This window comes from Aeropyrum camini SY1 = JCM 12091 (genome assembly GCF_000591035.1).
Classification (GTDB): Archaea; Thermoproteota; Thermoprotei_A; order Sulfolobales; family Acidilobaceae; genus Aeropyrum; species Aeropyrum camini.
Map to the genome: position 1 here is coordinate 348,703 of NC_022521.1, position 18,377 is coordinate 367,079.

An 18,377-nucleotide genomic window follows, 5' to 3' on the forward strand; every position below is an offset into this window, starting at 1 on the left:
CTTGTCTAGGAGGAGGCTCAGGAAGTTCGAGAGGCCTGAGGAGGCCCTGCTACACCTGCTTGACGCGGCGGGCATCTTAAAGGTGGGCTCTAAGGTGTGGCTGCACAAGCCTCGGGTCAGAGAGATGGGGTTCCAGTACCTCGCGGTGGAGGCTCTCGTCAGGGAGTACGCCTTGGCGGCGGAGAGGGAATACAGGGGTGGAGTGGTGTACAGCAAGGTGTACGGTGGGAAGGAGTATAAGATACTGCTGGGCCCTGGCGAGGAGGTGGCCGACGCCTCTCTAGCCGACCCGAACACGTCACAAAGGCTATTATTCTCGTGGAGACATCTTGAGGAGCTGCTCCCCTCACCACCACTACCAGCTTTCGTCGTGGACCTGAGCCTCAAGTTCATGCACACCGAGGAGGAGCTCTCGAAGCTCAGGCTCCAGATAGCCGTCGCCCTAAGCGAGGTCAGGAAGTACCTCTGGGATCCCCATCTGGTGCTCACTAACATAGACCCCCAGACCTCCGGGTGGATAGGCGAGGTCCTGGGAGAGAACAAGGTCACCATAAGCCAGAGCAAGCCCAGCGAGATCCTCTGGAGCATGGATGCAGACAGGGTCGTTATACTCAGGCCCGACGCGCCCCAGCCTCTCAGCGGCAGCGAGGTCCTCGCAGCCGACGCGTTCCTCATAGGGGGGATAGTAGACAGGATACCCCGCCCCGGCGTAAGCAGAATACTCGATAACCTGGTGCCCTGGGGAGTCCCAAGGAAGATCGAGCTTAGAGGATCTGTAGCAGGGGTTCCAGAAAGGATAAACAGGATAATAGAGATACTGCTGAAAGCCCGCTATAAATACCCCGGAAACCTTGAGAAGGCGATAATAACCTCGATGACAAAGAAGGACATGCTAACACGCCTCTACAGCGAGATAATAAAGAGGGGCAGGAGGGAGGGGAGCGGGCTGGCAGTTAAGTGGAGCCTATACAAGGAGCTATCCAGCTGGCTCCCCATAACACCGGAGGACTTCCTCCTAGCAGCCAAGAGGGCTAGAGCAAGAATAGAAGACGGCCCAGCCAAGGACAATACCTAATACCGCGAGACCCCGCCTCAGCCCCCGCCGTCCAATAAAAGCCTGCCCCCGGGCTATACTCCCTCTTCCATGTCGTCGAGGGTCATTGAGCATGTGGCATCGGCTTTGAAGCCGGAAACGTCCGCCAGCCCGGGTTTGAGGGTATGGTGCGCAGCTCCTAGGGCCTGGCAACCCTCATATGCTGTTTGACGCTCAGGGCTTAAACTCTAATATTGTCCTCGGCCTCTTCATAGGGTAGATGGTTAGTCTGTGTTGAGGGTTGAGATTGTAGCGGCGGACAGCATGGGCGTTAGGAGTCTAGCGACCTTCGTTGAGGCCTGCGGCTACTCCATAGGCGTCGACCTAGGGGCGTCGATAGCTCCCAGAAGGTTCTCTCTACCCCCCCATCCCAGGGAGCTGAGGAGGCTGGAGCAGGCTTTAGACATGGCTAGGAGGAGGCTGGAGGAGAGTAGCATAGCAATTATAACCCACTACCACTACGACCACTATCTACGCGACGAGCCGGAGCTATACGCTGGCCGCCTCCTGCTTGCTAAGGATATAAACAGGTCTATAAACAGGAGCCAGAGGATTAGGGGTTACAGGTTTATAGTGAAAAGCGGCCTCCTCGAGAGGGGTCGTGTAGAGTACGCCGACTCAAGGGTTCTCACGTTTGAGGGAGGCCTGACTATAGAGTTCTCGAAGCCTGTCTGGCATGGGGAGGAGGGTACGAAGCTCGGTAAAGTGCTTATGGCAAGGATTATCTGCGAGGGACTCTCGGTAGTGTTCGCCAGCGACGTCCAGGGTCCTGGGAGCAGGGAGGCGCTGGAGGAGCTTCTGAAGTGGTCTAGGCCTAGGCCGCTAGTACTCATCATCAGCGGGCCCCCGCTCTACCTCGGGGGATACAGGGTTGGGAGGTCCTCGGTGGAGTTGGGGATAAGGAACCTGGAGGTGATTGTAGAGAAGCTTAGGCCTAAGAATCTGGTGGTGGACCACCATCTAGTGAGGGACCCAGGGTTCCGCGAGGTCCTCCAGAGCCTCAGGGGTAAGGCTGCCGGGACGGGCGTGGAGGTTTTGACGGCGGCGGAGTACATGGGGCTGCCGCTCGAACCCCTTGAGACTATGAGGAGGGAGCTTTGGAAGGGAGAGGAGGGTTAGGCCCGGTTAAGATAGTGTTCCTTGAGTCCAGCGTGGAGCTCGTGCCCAGGAGCCTGTGGAGCCACCCGCAGGTCCTCAGGAGTGCTAGGAGGTACGGTATAGAGCCTGAAGACCTGCTCCTCGATAAGAGCCTGCACTACAACGCCATGGCAGGGCTGCCCGCTAAGTGGAAGAGGGGGAGGCCCGACATACTCCACGTAGCCCTCCTCACCTCTACCGAGACCCCCCTCTACCAAGAGGGGCTTCTGAGGATATACTTCCAGGTTTACGACGGCAGGGTTTTCGAGGTTAGAAGCGGCGTCAGGATACCTAAAAACTACGAGAGGTTCAAAGGCCTCATAGCCCAGCTACTCAAGACGGAACGGGTTCCCCCGAAGGGTGGAGAGCCTCTTATACGCCTGTACTCGACGAGCCTTAGGGAGTTCGTCGAGAAGGAGGGGGGGCCTATACTCATGTGGGAGAGAGGCGCACCCTCCACTGCCATTTTCGTCGCAGCCAGGGCTCTATCCACAGGCCTCCCTATAGGAGTGGGGGCGTTCCCCCGGGGCGAGTTCAAGAGGTCGACGCTTAGGAAGGCCTCGGAAGCCTACTCCATAATGGGTGGAGCCCCTCTCAAAACGTGGGGGGTCGCTTCGAGGATTGTATACGCGCTGGAGAGGCTTAAAGGCCTCCCCGCTTAGCGTAGACCGTTGCGAGGCGAGATAGAGGCGGAACGTTGGGACGCCATAGAGCCTCCTACTAGATAGACATTGAGCCGCTCTCTCCTCTCCTGTCCTCCCTCCAGCCTCCAATGTCCTTCAGCTGTGATAGCAGTGGGTTCAGCCTCCCCTCCCTACTGGCCTCCTCGATAAGATTCTTGACCTGGCTGGTGTGCCTTATATCGAGCTCGATAAGCAGCTCCATCATCTTCAGTGTAGTATCCCAGACGTCAAGCAGGAGCTCACGGGGTATATTGCTGGATATGAAGGGGTCCTGTAGCCAGTCGTCGAAGGCCTTGAGCGTCTTTATCATGTGGTTGAACGCAAGCCTTGTGTGTATTATTAGGTCTAGCCTGTCGGAGTTTCTAACCTGGCTATCTATGTTCTTAAAGTTCTCTAGCACAGCCTTCTGGAGCATCACCCAGCGCTCCAGGCTCCTCGTGAAGGCCGTTACATCGGTAGGTCTAGACAAGCCCTGCCACCTCACCATCTATGATAGTGGGTTTTGGGGTCTCTTATTCTATCATCTAGCCCTCCCCGGACTCGCGGGGCTCGAGGGGGACTGGTGCTGACGCCCTAAGCTTCACCCATTCTGGCACGCGCTCCGCCAGCCTAGAGGCGATCTCCCTATCACGATCGGGATCCCTATACTTATCATCCATCATAACTGGTATGCTCTCCACGATGGGGTACCACCTGCCGCACACCGGACACACTAGAACCCCCTCCTCAATCTCCTTCTCCATACAGCTCGAGACACAGGTTGAGAGGGGGACTGTTGACGCTGGCCTATCGAATAGGTAGCACCACCGCCTGCACTTTAGCCTCTCAGGCTGCGGCGGCATCCCGCTTCTCCTCTCTCTCACCACATAAAGCATCAACCTGGGATTCCTGCACTCGGGGCAAGCCAGCATCTCCAAGTGGTAGTACCTGACCATCTCGCTGACACCTCCAGACGCCCTACGGTGAGATAGGTGGGCCTCGCGAGTGTTTAACCTTCGACAACCCAGCTATGGGGGCGAGCCGCCTACTCGACCTCTATCCCTGCTTTTAGCAGCGGCCTCTCCAGGTCCTCGACGCCGGGGCCTAGCCTTGCGCTGCAGAGGCTCGTGTGGCTGTAGCTTATCAGCGTCTGGCCTTTAACGATAGTCTTTACAGCCCTGCTTATCCTGTCGGCTAGCCTAGTTGGCTCCGGCATCCACCCTCCAGGCTTGACCGCCGCCTTCGCCACTGAGGCAGCCTCCTCAAGAGTTATCATGTGGCCTGGGGACACGTAGACCCCTCTGGGGGGCTCGCCTACCACAACAGCAAGCTTCTCCCCGTTCTGGACCACATACCTCACGCCAGCCTCCTCCACAAGCCTGCCCGTCAGCTTCCTCTTAGCCACCCCTATGCTCGGCCTCTCCAGGATTACTCCCACGTGGCTTGCTATGCCGAAGCGGCGTGGATGGGCTATGCCGTGGCCATCCACCATGACGACGTCCGCCTTGGGTGATAGAGGCGATGCTGCGGGGGCCATTACAGCCAGCTCCCTGAAGGCCAGCAGCCCTGGTATGTATGGTACGCAGACCCTGGAGATGTAGATCTTGCAGTCGACGGGCTCCAGCGTCTCTAGGGAGGTGAGTACAGCGGCTCCAATGCCAACACCCCCCCTTTCGGAGTAGGAGGCGTCTAACCCCAAAGCAGTCCTGGGATCTATATTGAGGGACTCGAGCTTAACCTTCCCCCTAAGGAGGAGCTGGGCCTTCACAGCCTTGGAGGCGGAGAAGCGGCAGTGCCCCTTCAACCCTCCACCAGCCTGAACTTTATAGTCTCCAGTCTTGGCTTGCCCGAGACTGGCAGTACAAGTACGTCGATTCCATCGCCCGTGCCTGCGTCTCTAGCCATCGAAGCCCTAAGAGCCTCCACAGCCGCCTTCTTCGCCTCCTCTAGTCTCATATCTGGCTTGTAAACATGCTCTAGAAGACCGAACGCCGTCGACGCCCCCGTCCCGGCCGCGACGTAGTCCTCCTCTATTATAGACCCCAGCGGGTCGAGGACGTAGAGCTTAGGCTCGCCTCCAGGATCTATCCCCCCTACTATGGCCTCAACGTTGAAGGGGAAGAACTTGTACGAGTAGAGTAGGGCTGATAGGAACTTAGCCACGTTCCTGACTGTAGTCGGCCTTCCCGTTTCAAGGGAGGCGAGGCGCATCTGCCCCTCGACAACCCTGACGAGCCCACCCATATCACCGTAGAGACCTGCGAAGGCGATGCCTATCCTGTCGTTTATCACGAATATCTTCTTGAAGTTCCTACTAAGTATGAAGCCCCCATAGCTCATCCTCTTGTCGGCGGCCAGGACCACGCCCTCATTAACCCTTATGCCCAATGCAGTGGCGCCTGCAAACGACAAACAGCAGCACCCACTGCCAGAGGTCTAGGCCCGGGGGATTATATCCTTAGGCTCCTCCCGCCAGCTCACCAAACTTTCGCCCGGTCAGGAGTAACCGCCTCCCCAGGGTCCGAGGGTCCGGTGAACGGGCGTCCACTATAGCCTAAATCATGGGATCAGCGTACATCGCCCTAATGGGTGCCGGGCTAATGGATACTGTGCCTGGCTCCTGCAGCTACTGCGGCTCCACGATGCTGGTCACCCTCCATATGGAGGGTACTATAGTGTGCAGCAGCTGCGGAGCGGTTTTGGCGGAGAACCTTATAGACGATTCACCGCCTCCCCCGGCAAATAAAGGGGAGGAGCTGGCGGGCCCTCCAATCAGGAGGTCTAGGCTGCCGAGGGGCGTGAGGAGGGCTTATAGGAGGGCTCTGACCAGGGGCCATGTTGTCGCTGGAGGCAGGTCTATGGCGTACACCGACCTAAAGGCCTTGAGGCTGGCCAGTGCTGACGAGGCTATGGCTGCTATACTAAGCAGGCTATCATCCATACCGGGCCTTGCCCGCAGGAGACCCCGGGTTGCTGTGGGTATAGCCATCTACATAAGCCATAGGCTCCGCGGCCGCTCGAAAATCGCCGCGTTGAGGAGCGCCGCCAGGTCTTCTGGAGCGTCTCTGACCGCTCTTGAGCGTGCGGAGAAGGCTTACAGAAGGGAGATCGAGAGTATAATATGGGACATGGCGTGGGCCCCAGGTCATGGAGGCGAAAGGGTTTAGCTCCCTACAGGACCATATACTACTGGGACTGGCGTGTTCAGGCGGATGAGAAGGCTATGACAGGAGGGTATGGAAGGCAGGCCGGTTTCCTGGGCGACCCGGCCTCGGCGGCGAAGAAGATACACGTGCCCACCTACGACGAGATTCTTGAAAGGATCGGTAGGAGGCCGAGGAGGCCTTCTAGGAGGCGCGCCGTCTATGAGGAGGAGATTGAACTCCTCACTAGAGTTAGGGACATAGTAATCTCTAAGACCGACTTCGTGAGAGAAGTTGCAAGGCTTCTAGACAGCCTACACCCGTTCCACAGAGAGCTTATCGAGATAGAGTTCAATAGGAGGGATGTCGGCAGCGCCGTGAGCTGTGTTAGCAGGGCCCGGAAGATGACTGACAGGCTTCTGGAGAGGTATAAGGTGCTCCTGCTGGCCTCCGAGAGCCCCAGGGAGGCTAGGGCTATTGCAAGGGAGGCCCGGGGAAGGATTCTATCCCTCTACAAGAGATGCTCCCGGGGGCTCGAGGTCCTCAGGAGCCTCATGGTTTTCATGCACAGGCTACCAGCCATAGACCCTGACAGCCCCACAATAATAGTTTCGGGACCGCCTAGCAGCGGTAAGTCTACCCTAGTCAAGAACGTCTCAAGGGCGAAGCCGAAGGTTGCTGACTACCCCTTCACCACTAAGCGTATACACATTGGCCACTTCGAAGCCGGTGATGGCCGGGTGCAGATAGTTGACACCCCAGGCGTGCTAGACAGGAGTCTAGAGGAGATGAACCCTGTGGAGAAGAGGGCGGCCGCCGCTTTAAGGCTTCTCGACGGCGTAGTACTTTTCCTGTTCGACCCAAGTCCGGACGCCTACATGGGGCTGGACAAGCAGGCTGGACTCCTGGAGAACACTATAGCCAAGCTTGTCTCCGGCAAGAGGATCTACGTTGCAGTTAACAAGGAGGACGCAGTCGGGAGAGATAGGCTGGAGCAAGCCCTCACGGCCGCCAGGGAGGCTGCGGAGGCCGTTGGAGCAAGGTTCCTAGGATCTACATCGGCTATCGAAAGAGAGAGGGCCAGGCGGCTTGTAAGCCGGATAGCCTCGATGGAGGGATGGGCCGAAGCCTAAGGCAGCGACCCTCTGTGTACAACCGCTGTCCCTCGCCTCACACGCTTCTCCGAGGATTACGTACCCATATAACCCACAGCCGCATCATTCCCCGGGAGGAGGCTGCGGCGGGGATCCAGGACACCCGGGACCCGCAGCCTTCATACACTAGGGTTCGGAGCAGGAGGACGGAGGGTCCTCTTAGCTGGGGTGGGGAGTATGTTGAAACTCTCTGCAATAACAACGGAAAACCGCAGAGGGCGGCGCCGTTTGAGGGAGGCGGATTACAGCTTATATCGACTCCCTCTACCGGGGTGCCACGGCAGCGCCTTTCAGCTCCGCTTTGAACGGGCTGTCTAAGCCGCCCTCCAGAATCCTGTACTCGAAGCCGTCCACCATGATACTCAGCAGCTCGAGTATCGTGGAAGCATGGCTTGTGAGCTTAGCCCCAAATATTGTTGAGTCTCCCTCAGCCAGGGCAAGGTATACGGGGGCCATGTCGGACATGTGCCTATCTAGAGCGGCGCCTGTTCCTAAATCCTCTAGCAGGCTCTCCGCAGCCTCTCTCCCCACAACCTCCGCCGGTTTACCCTTCCTCCCTATGCTGTCCCCACCCATCACGGCCTCGTCGAAGACGGCCCACACTAGAATACCGGTGCCGGGCCCCAGGTGGGGGTCGCTGTGCGGCTTGTAGGCCTCAATCTCAACTTCAGGGACTACTCCTAGCCTCTCCCTCACTAGGCTCGCGGCGCTCCTAGCCTGCCTCTCCGCTATACTCCCCGGGAGCCTCACGGCATGGCTCCTAATATAGACCCCCTTTAAGTAGCCTCTCTCCACGAAGCTCCTAGCCCTGAACCCCTCGGGTGGGTCGGGAGCTCTCACTACAACCCGCCCCCCACCCCGGGGGTAGTGGCCCCGCCTGAGGACCTCGATCTCGATCTCGTAGCCGAGCATTGAGAGAACGCGGGCGAACACCTCCCGCATGTAATCTATAGTGGGGGCCATGGGCACGTCGGTCCCGCCGGTAAGCTCCACCTCTACTGGCGAATCTGAGTAGGCGAGTACAGGGGCTAGAGCCTGGATTATAAGGGCCACGCTTCCCGCAGTACCTACGTCGAACCTGTACCTACCCCCCTTGATCCTGCCAGGTATGAACTCTAGAGTCGTTGACCCGACCTCGGCTCCACGCAGCCTACCACCTGATATAGCCGCCACTGCCCTGACGGCGGTTAGGTGCTGGGGCCTGAGGCCTGGAGGCCTCCTCCTAGCCCTTATGTTGACAATCCTCAGAGGCCTACCTATCACCGCCGCCAGTGCAACCGCTGTCCTGAGTATCTGCCCTCCACCCTCGCCCATGGAACCGTCTATAACGATCCATCCCCCACCCAAACTACGCACCCCAGAGCTACCCCATGGCCAGCAGCCTCCTCAGCCTCTCAGGAAGCCCTATCTCCTCAACATACCTTCTGACGCCAGGGTGGAGGCAGCCCTCCCACCCGCGCTCTCCCGAGGCCATGAGCCGCCTTATCCTCGTCCCGCTGCACTCACCCCTCTTGAACATGGGTGGCCTCAGAGCGGCGAGGCCCATGTCCTCGAAGAGCATGAGCACGAGCTCGTTACCGCTGACCACCCCGTCAAAGGGGGGGAGAAGCATCTTCAAATACTGGACCCAAACCTTGTTCATAGCTATATCCGGCACAGGGACTATCATAATCCTCCCACACCAGTCCCCAAGATCCTCCAGCATAAGCCTCAGAGCCTCCACACGCTCCCCCGCCGTCATAGGGTTATCCAGAGTGTAGGACTCCTGAGCCGAGCCCACGACTACTATAACCTCCTCAGCGTTATCGAGGGCCCAGCGTATTGTGTGGAGGTGCCCCAGGTGGGGGGGCTGGAACCTGCCGACAACTAGAAGACGCTTCATCCGCATATAGCCACCCCGGGTATTCGTGTCTACACTTAAACGAAATAATATAGGGAGGGCATCAGGTGGCCCCCGGTGGATCCAGGCATATACAGCGGTCTAAAGGTTGAGGCCGTCTCGACAGCGTCTAGAGAGTTCATGGGTGAGGACAAGTACATAGCCTCTATAAAGCCCTCCAGGATAGCGGAGCGTATGGCCCGGGAGGCTGGCTACAGCCCCGTCCTCGTAGAGAAGTACATCCAGATCCTGGGTGATGAGGAGGAGGCTAGGGAGATTATAAAATGGAATGACAAGCCCCTACCCGAGACTATAAGGTGCAACGACTTCCTCATCCCCTGCAGCGAGCTCGAGTCCATGTTAAGCCAGAAGGGCTTCACCCTCTCACGAATACCCTGGCTACCCCACGGCATCGAGGTCCTGGAGCAGCCTATAAGGGTGGGGGCAACCCACGAGTACATGCAGGGGCTCTACTACATCCAAGACCCGGGCAGCATGCTGGTAGCCTACCTCCTCGGCGCCGAGCCGGGTGAGGTAGTTCTCGACATGGCTGCAGCGCCTGGGGGCAAGTCAACCCATATACAGCAGCTGAGCCGGGACTCGACAACACTGGTGGCAGTAGACATATCGAGGAGGAGGATGAGAGCCCTGCGCTCCCATATGCAGAGGATGGGGTTCCGGAGCTACGTAGCCCTGAGGGCCGACTCTAGGATGCTAACCAGCATCGCAGGGGCTGGATGGGCCGACAAGGTTCTCCTAGACGCTCCGAGCACTGGAGAAGGGATAATAAGGAAGGACCCTGAGAGGAGGCGCTCGAGGAGCCAGCTTGACGTGCTTAAGGTGCACTACCTCCAGCTAGAACTCCTATACACCGCCGTAGACCTTGCTAGGCCCGGAGCCCCCATTCTATACGCCGCCTGCAGCACCTCGCCCGAGGAGGGAGAGCTCGTCATCTCCAGGCTCCTGAGGCTTAGGAGCGATGTGGAGGTTGAGACTCTAGAGGCGCCTATAGGCTCGCCCGGCGTGGAAACCTATCTCGGCATGGAGATGGAGGGCGAGGTTAGAAAGTGCCTAAGGCTCTGGCCTCACAGGCACGGGACGGAGGGGTTCTTCATATGCCGGTTGAAGAGGAAGGGCTGAGCAGGTACAGGCTCCGGCCTCCCACGCCTAGCGAGGAGAGGCTTGTAGAAGGCTTCTTCAGATCTATAGGCTTCAGGTCAAACCCCTACACCGACGGCATGGCCGTTCTAGACCCCGGAGGCAGGTTTAAGGAGGTCTTCTACCTGCCCTGGGGTCTAAGGGGGGCGGTTGAGAGGCTTCCGCTACACTACTCGGCCGGGCTAAACCTAGGCGCCATAGGCGAGAGGGGGTTCACCCCCAGCCTACACCTAGCGAGGGAGCTAGCCCCCCTCTGCGGCGCCCCAGTAAGGTGCATCAAGCTCACTCCTAGAGGCGAGAAGCTCTTCCTATACGCCAGGGAAGTCTACGGCGATAGCATAGCCTCATACACGGCAGGTGTAGCCCTGGTAGCCGGGGCCAACGGCCAGCCCCTAGGCTGGGGAGTGGGCTTGTCAAGGAGGGGCCTGCTTGTTGTTAAGCCTTTAAGAGACCTGGGCTGGTACCTTAGAAGGGGCGGCTAGGGATGCCCTTGAAGGATGGGGACTTCGTGCTAATCAACTATACTGTCAAGGTTGTGGAGGACGGCTCGGAAAGGGTTATAGATACCACGCTAGAGGAGGTGGCGAAGAAGTCTGGGATATACGATCCGAAGCGTGTGTACAAGGAGTTCCCGGTGATAGTTGGGAGGACTAGCCTCCTAGGGCCGCTCGAGAAGGTCCTCAGGGAGCTTGACGTTGGGGAGAGGCGCGAGGTCGAGGTGCCCCCCGAGGAGGCTTTTGGAGAGTACAAGCAGGAGCTCATCGTGAGGGTCCCGGTGAAGCGTCTCAGGAGGATGAACATACCCGTGAGGGTCGGAGAGGAGGTTGAAGCCGGGGGTAGGAGAGGGAAGATAATAAGGGTTACAGAGAGGTTCGCCTACATCGACTTTAACCACCCCCTAGCCGGGAAGAAGCTGAAGATAGAGGTTGAGGTGGTGGGCAAGATCGACAGCCCCGAGGAGAAAGCCAGGATACTGGCGGCCAGAGCCCTAGGTATGGACCCGGACAAGATCCAGGCCGAGGTTTCGGAGGGGGGCAAGGAGGTCAAAGTCAAACTACCGCCAGAGGCCCTCGGGCTCAGTGACCTCGACGCCCTCCTGGCAAAAGCTGTGTCCGATATTAGAGAGTACCTGGCACCCAGGAAGGTTGACATAACGATATCCATCGAGTTCCCCGAGGAGACGGTGGAGCAGGCCAGCTCTCCGGAGGAAGCTGGCGAGGGGGAAGGAGAGGGGGCTAGCGGGGAGGAGCAGGCTAAGCAGGCTCCCGAGGCTGGTGGGGAAGAGGGGGAGCAGCAGGACTAGCAAGCCTATATAACCCCTGTTTTGCGTGCCAACGCCTCAGCGGCCTCCCGCGTGAGGCCCTTTTCACCGAGAATAGTGTATCTCTCCGGCCTGATCCTGGCGGCTATGGTAAGCGCTTCGACAACCTCATCCTCGGTCACCCCCAGCTCTCTCGCGTTAGTGGGGGCTCCCACAGTCTTCAGCAACCCCCTTATCCTCCTCCAGTTCTTGCCGTGCAGGTAGGCCATCATTATGGTTCCCACCCCCACGGCCTCCCCGTGGAGCGGCTTGTTCCTAGCCACTATGTGGAGCGCGTGGGCGAAGAGGTGCTCGCTGCCGCTGGCAGGTCTCGTGCTCCCTGCTATGCACATGGACACGCCGCTGCTTACGAGGGCTTCCAAGAGCACCCTATAGCCCTCCCTCGTGCCCAGTGCTATCTCCTCGGCGTACTGGCTTACGTGCTTGGCGCTTAGGAGGGCCAGGCTGGCGGCGTACTCGCCATAGTACTCTAGCCTGAGCTTGTGGGCAAGCCTCCAGTCCAGGACCGCCGTGTACTTGCCTATGAGGTCTCCGAACCCAGCTATATTGTAGCGCCTAGGAGCTTCAGCTATTACGTCAACATCAATTATTATGGCGTCAGGGGCTTTCGCAGGCCTCGATATTGGCTTGCCAAACCCCTTCAGGCTCGAGAAAGGCGATGTTATACCGTCGTGGCTAGCCACAGTCGGTATGCTGATGAACACCGCCCCAGACCTCTTCGAGGCGTACTTAGCCACGTCAATCGACTTCCCGCCCCCCAGACCGGCAACCACATCTATCCTACTCTCGGCAGCCTCCCTAGCAACCTCCTCTGCAGTCTCCACCGAAGCGTCCCTAACAATCTTCAACCCCACAGTGAGGCCCTCGGCCTCAAGGCTGGCCCTAAGCCTCTCGAAGTACCTGGACGATACCGTGTGGCCCGAGACGACTAGAACATAGCTACCGCGCTGCGCCACACCCGATATATAGCTCCCCGCCTTATCTAGAACCCCTCCCCCCACAACTATGGTCCTTGGAAGGTCTATCCTGTGGAACGACATATACAACCCCAGACGCACCCGCTGTACCCTGCTAGACCATCCACACAGCTTCCCGGATGCCTGCTCCCAGAAGCCCCTAGTTACGTCCAGGAGCCTTTATAGGAAGCAACGTTAATAGTCCTCTAGCCCCACTAGCTACACCGGTAGTAAGTATACTGGCTATGGAGGCGGGCTGAGAGGTGGCTGAATGGATAGTGAGAGGCGGGCTGGAAGGCCCCGCGGGTAGAGGGCTGGGCGAGAGGATCGTCAAGAGCGGTACAACCACTGTAGGCCTCATAGCATCCGGGCACGTCATACTAGCCGCGGACAAGAGGGCTACTGCAGGGTTTTTGATCGCCAGCAGGCGGGTTAAGAAGATAGTCATGCTTTCTGACTATGTAGCCATGACTGTCTCCGGACTGGTGGCGGACGCCCAGATACTGTCTGACGTGCTGAGAGAGGAGATAAGGCTGTACGAGATGACTAACAAGACGAAGCCCAGCGTGAAGGCCGTAGCAAGCCTACTCTCAAACATACTATTCAGCAGCAAATTCTTCCCCTACATAGTCCAGCTTATAGTCGGAGGCTACGACACCCAGCCCAGACTCTACACTCTCGACCTCTTCGGGAGCATAACTGAGGATAAATACACGGCGACAGGCTCAGGCTCGCCCATAGCCTACGGCGTCCTCGAGGAGAGGTATAGGGAGGACCTCAGCGTGGAGGAGGCAGTAAAAGTAGCCACCACCGCCATACGCTCCGCCGTCCTCAGGGACGCCGCCTCAGGGGACGGAGCTGACGTGGTTGTGATAGGCCCGCAGGGCTACGAGGAAAGGTTTATACCCTACAACAGCCTAGTATAGCCGGCTCCCCATTCAAACATTTATAAACAAAATATTACCCCTGAAATACAATCCCGGGCATAAGGACAGCCGGTCTAACGGGTGCTCTCGAGGGGCATCAGGGACGTCTTCAGAGTGTTAACCGCCCGGGAATGTCCCCCCGGGTCCTTGTGGATTTCCGGGTTTTGCGGGAGAAGGTGATGCCGCCTGAGGTTTAGCATGAGCGTTTAAGCGTCTTCGGGAGCATGTGGTGGTTTAGCCTTGGCTAGCCAGTCTAAGGCTCAGGAGTCTCCCGGCAGGAGGAGGCTCGAGGAGAGGAAGCAGCTTATAATGGAGATTTATAACACGCTCCGCTCCGCCGATATAGCCGGCATCGAGTTCGAGGGGCCGGAGATAGCGGTTTACATCAGAAACCCCAAGTTCATAGTAGATAACGAGGGTGTTGTCAAGGATCTCGCAAGGAAGCTGAGGAAGCGTATAGTTGTCAGGACACATCCAAAGTCCAGGAAGAGCGTAGAGTATACTATAAAGTTTATCCGGGAGAACGTCCCGCCGGACGTCGGCATAGTCGATATACAGTTCGACGACGTGCTGGGAGAGGTACGGGTTATCGCCGAGAAGCCTGGCAAGCTTATGGGCAGGGGTAAGGTGTTTAGGAACCTTGTGCTGGCCGAGACGGGCTGGAGGCTCGAGGTCTACAGGAAACCCCTACTCCAGAGCGGCCTCCTCGACAGCGTGCTCCGCCACCTCCAGAGACATGCCGAGGAGAGGAGGAGGGCTCTGAGGGATATAGGGGAGAGGATATTCCGGGACACCCTCATAGGGACGAGGCACGTGAGGGTTGTGGGCCTGGGCAGCTTCGGAGAAGTCGGCCGTTCAGCCATACTAGTCGATACTGGGGAGAGCAAGGTCCTCCTCGACGCCGGCCTATCGCCCTCTGGCTACGGGCCGGACAGCTACCCGTACTACTGGTCCCCGGAGTTTAGGGTCGACGAGCTGGACGCAGTTGTAATTAGCCACGCCCACCTAGACCACGTAGGCACCCTACCCCTCCTATTCAAATACGGCTTCAGAGGGCCTGTCTACGCCACCCCCCCAACCAGGGACATTATGATCATAGTTTTGAGAGACCTCATCAACCTTATGAGGAGGGCGCAGGGCGAGCCACCCTTTGAGCCTAGGGATGTTGAGAAGGCGCTGACCAGGCTTATACCCGTCAACTATAACACGGTGACCGACGTGGCCCCGGACATCAAGATGACGTTCGTAAACGCCGGCCACATACTTGGAAGTTCGATGGTCCACCTACACATAGGCCAGGGGCTCTACAACATACTTTACACCGCAGACTTCAAGTTCTACAGGATAAAGAACGATAGGAGCACTAGGCTTCTCCCGCCGGCAGAATACTCTTTCCAGCGCGTTGAGGCTCTAATAATGGAGGCCACCTACGGCTCCAAGGAGACGCAGCCCAGGGCCGAGGCTGAGGAGGAGCTTGTGAACCTGGTGAACAAGGTCTACAAGAGGGGTGGTAAGCTGCTGATACCAGTTATGGCTGTGGGTAGGGGGCAGGAGATACTGGTCGTGTTGAACGAGGCTCTAAGGTCCGGGAAGATACCCGAGGTGCCGATATACGTGGATGGCATGGTGTATGAAGTCACCGCAGTCTACACAAACTACCCGGAGCTGCTTGTGAAGCCTATTAGGGATAGGATACTGAAGCAGGGGGAGAACCCGTTTGAGGGGCCGACGACAGTTTACGTCACCGACCACCAGAAGAGGGATGAAGCTATGTACAGTGACAAGCCCGCTATAATACTGTCAACCAGCGGCATGATGAACGGGGGGCCCATAGTAGAGTACTTCAAATACATGGCCGGCGACCCTAGGAACGCTCTAGCCTTCGTCAGCTACCAGGCCCCAGGCACCCTAGGCAGGAGGCTGCAGAACGGTGAGAGGGAGATTGAGCTCGAGGTTGACGGTGAGATAAGGAGGATAAGGGTGAACATGGATATAGTCTCTATCGAGGGGTTCACAGGCCACTCAACCCGGGGGGAGCTGCTCTCGTTCCTCAGAAGACTCCAGCCGAAGCCTAGGAACATAGTGTTAAACCACGGCGAGCCGTCGGCCATAGCCGCTCTCGCCCACACCGTGAAGACGGGTTGGTCGAAGCTCGGCTTCGAGTCGCCTCCCATAATAGAGGCCCCGGAGAACCTGGAGGGCGTGAGGCTCTACCCGAGGAATCTTAAGATGAAGCTGGCTCTACAGCACTCCTAGGGTTCGGCAAGCGATTTCCCCTCTTTTATGAAAGCCTCTTACCTATCTCCTGAGACAGCTCCCATATAACATCGCCCAGCCTATGCACCCTCCTCACAGCCCTACCCCTGGCTTTCTCCCTCGACATCTTCTCCAAAGCGCCGCTGTCAACCTCAGCCACGCCAACCATAACCGGCGTCCTCGACTCGTGGTAGAGCGCTGCAACGACGTCGCCCCTACTGAAGCTGCCCTCCACGTCGACAACACCGGGGATCATGAGGTGTGCTCCCTTGGCCAGGGCTATCGCCGCCCCCTTGTCAACGAGGACAACCCCCTTCAGCCACTCTACCCCGAACGCCTTGAGGCAATGGAGCGTGGGGTAGATCCTGCCATCGCCCCACTCGAAGAAACATGGGACACTGTCTACAACAACTATCTCGTACTCCCCCGAGTCCGTCCTGGCCTTGACAAGCCGCCAGTCAGCCTTCTCGCCGAAGGGTATGCTGGCGTAGTAGGGTTTCAGCCTCTCAAGAAGGCCGCGCCTCTCCCTCTTAGACAAAACCCTGGCTTCAAACCTCCCCAAGACTACCAACCTCCCAGCAGCATTGGCCTGCGTTGGATAGTGGGGTTTAGACGTGATAAAGCAGCTGGAGGGAGAACCATTTGTCCCTGCCGCACCATTTTGTTCCGCCGGGGACTTCCCGCCTCGCCCACACCGATATACAGGCTCCCTGTGGAGATCGTGGGGGCTGTGGAGGCCAGCGGCACTGTCCCCAACGCCACCGAAGAACGCTGCAGCCCGCTACATTTGAAAGACTCTCCAATAGCCTTATAGGCGTGGATACCTAGCCCTTTTACATAGGCCTAATCACAAGGTGTAGAGGCGTGAACGGTCCGATAACCCTGCCCACGCTGAGGATGATGCTGGACTACCTGGACACACCCGTGCTAGTCAAGCTGAAGAGCGGGCTCAGGATAAAGGGTGTGCTGAAGACTTACGATCAACACCTGAACATTATACTGGGGGATGCAGAGGAGATAGGGGAGACCTCTATCAGGAGGCTGGGGCTGACCCTGGTTAGGGGGGACAGCGTAGTAGTGATAACCCCTGCCGCGTGACGCCCTAGCTGTGGGGGTGTAGTGCTGGCATGGGTAAGGGAACACCGAGTATGGGTAAGCACGGGAGGAGCAAGACACATATAGTATGTAGGAGGTGCGGCAGGAGGTCCTACAACGTGGCCAAGGGCTACTGCGCAGCCTGCGGCTTCGGAAGGAGCAGGAGGATGAGGCGGTATAGCTGGCAGAATAAGAAGTGGAACAGGGTGCGCGTGGTATAAGAACTCTAGGTATCCCCGCGCCCCCAGTCCCTGCAGAGTCTTCCCCTCCCTGAGCACCCGTTTATCCCTCCCACCAGTAGATAATTCTAGCCTGGTGGGCAAGGTTTGGAGGTAAGGTTCGACCTTAGCAGGCGTAGGTTGGCGGCCGCCGCTGAGAAGGCTGGTTTCGACTCCTTGGTGCTCGCCGGAGAGCCCAACCTGGTTTACGCTCTTGGCTATGGAAACCCGGCTGGCGTTCTCGTCCTCAGCGGCAAGTGCGGGTCCACCCTGGTTGTCCCCCTCCTAGACTATGAGAGGGCTCTTAGGAGCGTTGATCCCGACGTCGAGGTTAAGGCCTTCTACAGGGGAGGCGAGTCGGGCATAGAGCCGGATATACCAAAATCCGATGTCATAAGCTCCGAGAACATAGCTGAGGCGGCCAGGAGGGTTCTAGAGGGGTGTAGCAAGCCAGCGGTAGACTTCAAGTGGCTCAGGTGGGAGACGGCCACAGCACTTTCCCAGGTTCTCGGCAGCCCGGGCGACGCGTCTCAGCTAATATCACAGGTGAGGTCTGTGAAGGAGGAGTGGGAGATAAGTCTTATAGCTGAGGCGGCCAGGATAGCGGAGGCTGGCCTCAGAAGAGGCCTGGACGCGCTGGAGGAGGGTGTTTCCGAGAGAGAGGTTGCCGGGGCCGTTGTAGACGAGATTATGAGGAGTGGGGGCTGGGGCCCCTCATTCCCTGTTATAGTAGCCTTCGGGGCCAACACGGCCCTCCCCCACCACCATACAGGCGATACCAGACTCCCCCACGCCTCTCCAGTCCTCTTCGACCTGGGGGCGATCTATAAGGGGTACATGAGCGATATGACGAGAAGCCTCTGGCGCGGTCCTGGCGGAGGGGAGTTCAGGAGGCTGGAGGAGGCTGTGGCTGAGGCTCAGGGCGAGGCTATAGACTCCGTAGCACCGGGGGCTGAGGCGTGGGAGGTCGATAAGGCGGCGAGGCTGAGGCTGTCGAAGGAGGGGTACTCTAAATACTTTATACACGGCACCGGCCACGGGGTGGGAGTTGAGATACACGAGGCACCATACCTGAGACCCGGCAGCAGCGAGGAGCTGAAGCCGGGCATGGTTGTTACTGTAGAGCCGGGAGTGTACCTTCCCGGCATGTATGGAGTCAGGATAGAGGATATGGTGCTTGTGACAAGGCGGGGGCGCAAGGTCCTCACCAGCTTCGCACGTATACTCTAAACACGCCCATATTCTCCGCCGGGAACCAGCCCCAGCAGCCCCCTTCGTGTTTACCGCTGGTGGTATGGGTCGGGGGCTAGAGGTGCCTGGTAGCCCGAGCGCGTGTCCCCTCCGGGGAAAATATGGATTGGGGGCTGCGGCTGGAGCCC

The 18,377-nt window shown here is 58.3% G+C and carries 21 protein-coding genes; 13 read left to right on the forward strand and 8 right to left on the reverse strand.

Annotated features, from left to right (window positions below):
* The first annotated feature begins 1 nt into the window (after position 1).
* From ACAM_RS01965 to ACAM_RS01975, 3 genes are all read left to right on the forward strand, one after another.
* Positions 2-1,075: a hypothetical protein gene (locus ACAM_RS01965; protein ID WP_022541132.1), complete on the forward strand. Its 1,074-nt coding sequence runs from the start codon at positions 2-4 to the stop codon at positions 1,073-1,075.
* Positions 1,076-1,324: 249 nt separating this feature from the next.
* Positions 1,325-2,212 carry a hypothetical protein gene (locus ACAM_RS01970; RefSeq protein WP_232502302.1) on the forward strand — a complete coding sequence of 296 codons (888 nt, stop codon included), beginning with the start codon at positions 1,325-1,327 and terminating at the stop codon, positions 2,210-2,212.
* Positions 2,191-2,892, forward strand: a complete 702-nt coding sequence (locus tag ACAM_RS01975; protein WP_022541134.1) for a ribosome biogenesis protein — start codon at positions 2,191-2,193, stop codon at positions 2,890-2,892. The genes ACAM_RS01970 and ACAM_RS01975 overlap by 22 nt, the downstream gene beginning before the upstream one ends.
* A gap of 58 nt (positions 2,893-2,950) precedes the next feature.
* On the opposite strand, the gene ACAM_RS01980 is transcribed toward ACAM_RS01975, so the two are convergent.
* The 4 genes from ACAM_RS01980 to psmB (ACAM_RS01995) all read right to left on the reverse strand — a co-directional run bounded on the left by ACAM_RS01980 (position 2,951) and on the right by psmB (ACAM_RS01995) (position 5,304).
* Positions 2,951-3,382: a DUF2153 family protein gene (locus ACAM_RS01980; RefSeq protein WP_022541135.1), complete on the reverse strand. Its 432-nt coding sequence runs from the start codon at positions 3,380-3,382 to the stop codon at positions 2,951-2,953.
* A gap of 55 nt (positions 3,383-3,437) precedes the next feature.
* Entirely contained in the window at positions 3,438-3,848 is a 411-nt protein-coding gene (locus ACAM_RS01985; protein WP_022541136.1) for a Trm112 family protein, read from the reverse strand.
* Positions 3,849-3,937: 89 nt separating this feature from the next.
* Positions 3,938-4,696, reverse strand: coding sequence for an endonuclease V (locus tag ACAM_RS01990; protein ID WP_022541137.1), 759 nt, complete (start codon positions 4,694-4,696; stop codon positions 3,938-3,940).
* Positions 4,693-5,304, reverse strand: coding sequence for an archaeal proteasome endopeptidase complex subunit beta (gene psmB / locus ACAM_RS01995; RefSeq protein WP_022541138.1), 612 nt, complete (start codon positions 5,302-5,304; stop codon positions 4,693-4,695). The genes ACAM_RS01990 and psmB (ACAM_RS01995) overlap by 4 nt, the downstream gene beginning before the upstream one ends.
* Positions 5,305-5,492: 188 nt before the next feature.
* Here psmB (ACAM_RS01995) and ACAM_RS02000 point away from each other — a divergent pair, with 188 nt between their 5' ends.
* Positions 5,493-6,059 (forward strand): TFIIB-type zinc ribbon-containing protein, encoded by a 567-nt coding sequence (locus ACAM_RS02000; RefSeq protein ID WP_062662479.1) that lies wholly within the window; start codon positions 5,493-5,495, stop codon positions 6,057-6,059.
* A complete protein-coding gene (locus tag ACAM_RS02005; protein WP_062662481.1) occupies positions 6,026-7,168 on the forward strand; it encodes an NOG1 family protein in 1,143 nt (380 codons plus the stop codon). The genes ACAM_RS02000 and ACAM_RS02005 overlap by 34 nt, the downstream gene beginning before the upstream one ends.
* A 285-nt stretch (positions 7,169-7,453) precedes the next feature.
* Here the strand turns inward: ACAM_RS02005 and rtcA are convergent, their stop codons facing one another.
* Positions 7,454-8,536, reverse strand: a complete 1,083-nt coding sequence (gene rtcA / locus ACAM_RS02010) for an RNA 3'-terminal phosphate cyclase (RefSeq protein ID WP_022541141.1) — start codon at positions 8,534-8,536, stop codon at positions 7,454-7,456.
* A 16-nt stretch (positions 8,537-8,552) separates the two neighbouring features.
* On the reverse strand, positions 8,553-9,071 hold the full coding sequence (locus tag ACAM_RS02015; protein ID WP_062662483.1) for a nicotinamide-nucleotide adenylyltransferase: 519 nt from the start codon (positions 9,069-9,071) through the stop codon (positions 8,553-8,555).
* Positions 9,072-9,146: 75 nt separating this feature from the next.
* Here ACAM_RS02015 and ACAM_RS02020 point away from each other — a divergent pair, with 75 nt between their 5' ends.
* Genes ACAM_RS02020 through ACAM_RS02030 form a run of 3 tightly spaced genes read left to right on the forward strand, consistent with a single transcriptional unit; the run spans position 9,147 to position 11,529 of the window.
* Complete coding sequence (locus ACAM_RS02020) at positions 9,147-10,208, forward strand: RsmB/NOP family class I SAM-dependent RNA methyltransferase (protein ID WP_022541143.1); 1,062 nt, start codon at positions 9,147-9,149, stop codon at positions 10,206-10,208.
* Positions 10,184-10,708, forward strand: coding sequence for a PUA domain-containing protein (locus tag ACAM_RS02025; protein ID WP_022541144.1), 525 nt, complete (start codon positions 10,184-10,186; stop codon positions 10,706-10,708). Before ACAM_RS02020 ends, ACAM_RS02025 begins: the two co-directional genes overlap by 25 nt.
* 2 nt (positions 10,709-10,710) lie before the next feature.
* Complete coding sequence (locus ACAM_RS02030; protein WP_022541145.1) at positions 10,711-11,529, forward strand: FKBP-type peptidyl-prolyl cis-trans isomerase; 819 nt, start codon at positions 10,711-10,713, stop codon at positions 11,527-11,529.
* A 5-nt stretch (positions 11,530-11,534) separates the two neighbouring features.
* Here ACAM_RS02030 and ACAM_RS02035 read toward each other — a convergent pair whose 3' ends face one another.
* Complete coding sequence (locus ACAM_RS02035) at positions 11,535-12,593, reverse strand: NAD(P)-dependent glycerol-1-phosphate dehydrogenase (RefSeq protein WP_082398326.1); 1,059 nt, start codon at positions 12,591-12,593, stop codon at positions 11,535-11,537.
* A gap of 173 nt (positions 12,594-12,766) precedes the next feature.
* Between ACAM_RS02035 and psmB (ACAM_RS02040) the strand changes: the two genes are divergently transcribed.
* Positions 12,767-13,429, forward strand: coding sequence for an archaeal proteasome endopeptidase complex subunit beta (psmB, locus tag ACAM_RS02040; protein ID WP_022541147.1), 663 nt, complete (start codon positions 12,767-12,769; stop codon positions 13,427-13,429).
* A 240-nt stretch (positions 13,430-13,669) separates the two neighbouring features.
* Positions 13,670-15,685 carry a beta-CASP ribonuclease aCPSF1 gene (locus ACAM_RS02045; protein WP_022541148.1) on the forward strand — a complete coding sequence of 672 codons (2,016 nt, stop codon included), beginning with the start codon at positions 13,670-13,672 and terminating at the stop codon, positions 15,683-15,685.
* A 25-nt stretch (positions 15,686-15,710) separates the two neighbouring features.
* Here the strand turns inward: ACAM_RS02045 and ACAM_RS02050 are convergent, their stop codons facing one another.
* On the reverse strand, positions 15,711-16,247 hold the full coding sequence (locus ACAM_RS02050) for a DUF1947 domain-containing protein (protein WP_022541149.1): 537 nt from the start codon (positions 16,245-16,247) through the stop codon (positions 15,711-15,713).
* Between the two features lie 302 nt (positions 16,248-16,549).
* Here ACAM_RS02050 and ACAM_RS02055 point away from each other — a divergent pair, with 302 nt between their 5' ends.
* The 3 genes from ACAM_RS02055 (at position 16,550) to ACAM_RS02065 (ending at position 18,228) form a co-directional block, all read left to right on the forward strand.
* Positions 16,550-16,783: an LSm family protein gene (locus ACAM_RS02055; RefSeq protein WP_022541150.1), complete on the forward strand. Its 234-nt coding sequence runs from the start codon at positions 16,550-16,552 to the stop codon at positions 16,781-16,783.
* Positions 16,784-16,812: 29 nt separating this feature from the next.
* Positions 16,813-17,001: a 50S ribosomal protein L37e gene (locus tag ACAM_RS02060; protein ID WP_010865812.1), complete on the forward strand. Its 189-nt coding sequence runs from the start codon at positions 16,813-16,815 to the stop codon at positions 16,999-17,001.
* Between the two features lie 105 nt (positions 17,002-17,106).
* Complete coding sequence (locus ACAM_RS02065; protein WP_022541151.1) at positions 17,107-18,228, forward strand: aminopeptidase P family protein; 1,122 nt, start codon at positions 17,107-17,109, stop codon at positions 18,226-18,228.
* Positions 18,229-18,377 lie beyond the last annotated feature (149 nt).

Bases quoted from the DNA above. Each gene is read 5' to 3' on its own strand.
- ACAM_RS02060 (WP_010865812.1), top strand. From the start codon at position 16,813: ATGGGTAAGGGAACACCGAGTATGGGTAAGCACGGGAGGAGCAAGACA.
- ACAM_RS02030 (WP_022541145.1), top strand. From the start codon at position 10,711: ATGCCCTTGAAGGATGGGGACTTCGTGCTAATCAACTATACTGTCAAG.
- ACAM_RS02015 (WP_062662483.1), bottom strand. From the start codon at position 9,071: ATGAAGCGTCTTCTAGTTGTCGGCAGGTTCCAGCCCCCCCACCTGGGG.
- ACAM_RS01985 (WP_022541136.1), bottom strand. From the start codon at position 3,848: ATGGTCAGGTACTACCACTTGGAGATGCTGGCTTGCCCCGAGTGCAGG.
- ACAM_RS02000 (WP_062662479.1), top strand. From the start codon at position 5,493: ATGGATACTGTGCCTGGCTCCTGCAGCTACTGCGGCTCCACGATGCTG.
- ACAM_RS02025 (WP_022541144.1), top strand. From the start codon at position 10,184: ATGCCGGTTGAAGAGGAAGGGCTGAGCAGGTACAGGCTCCGGCCTCCC.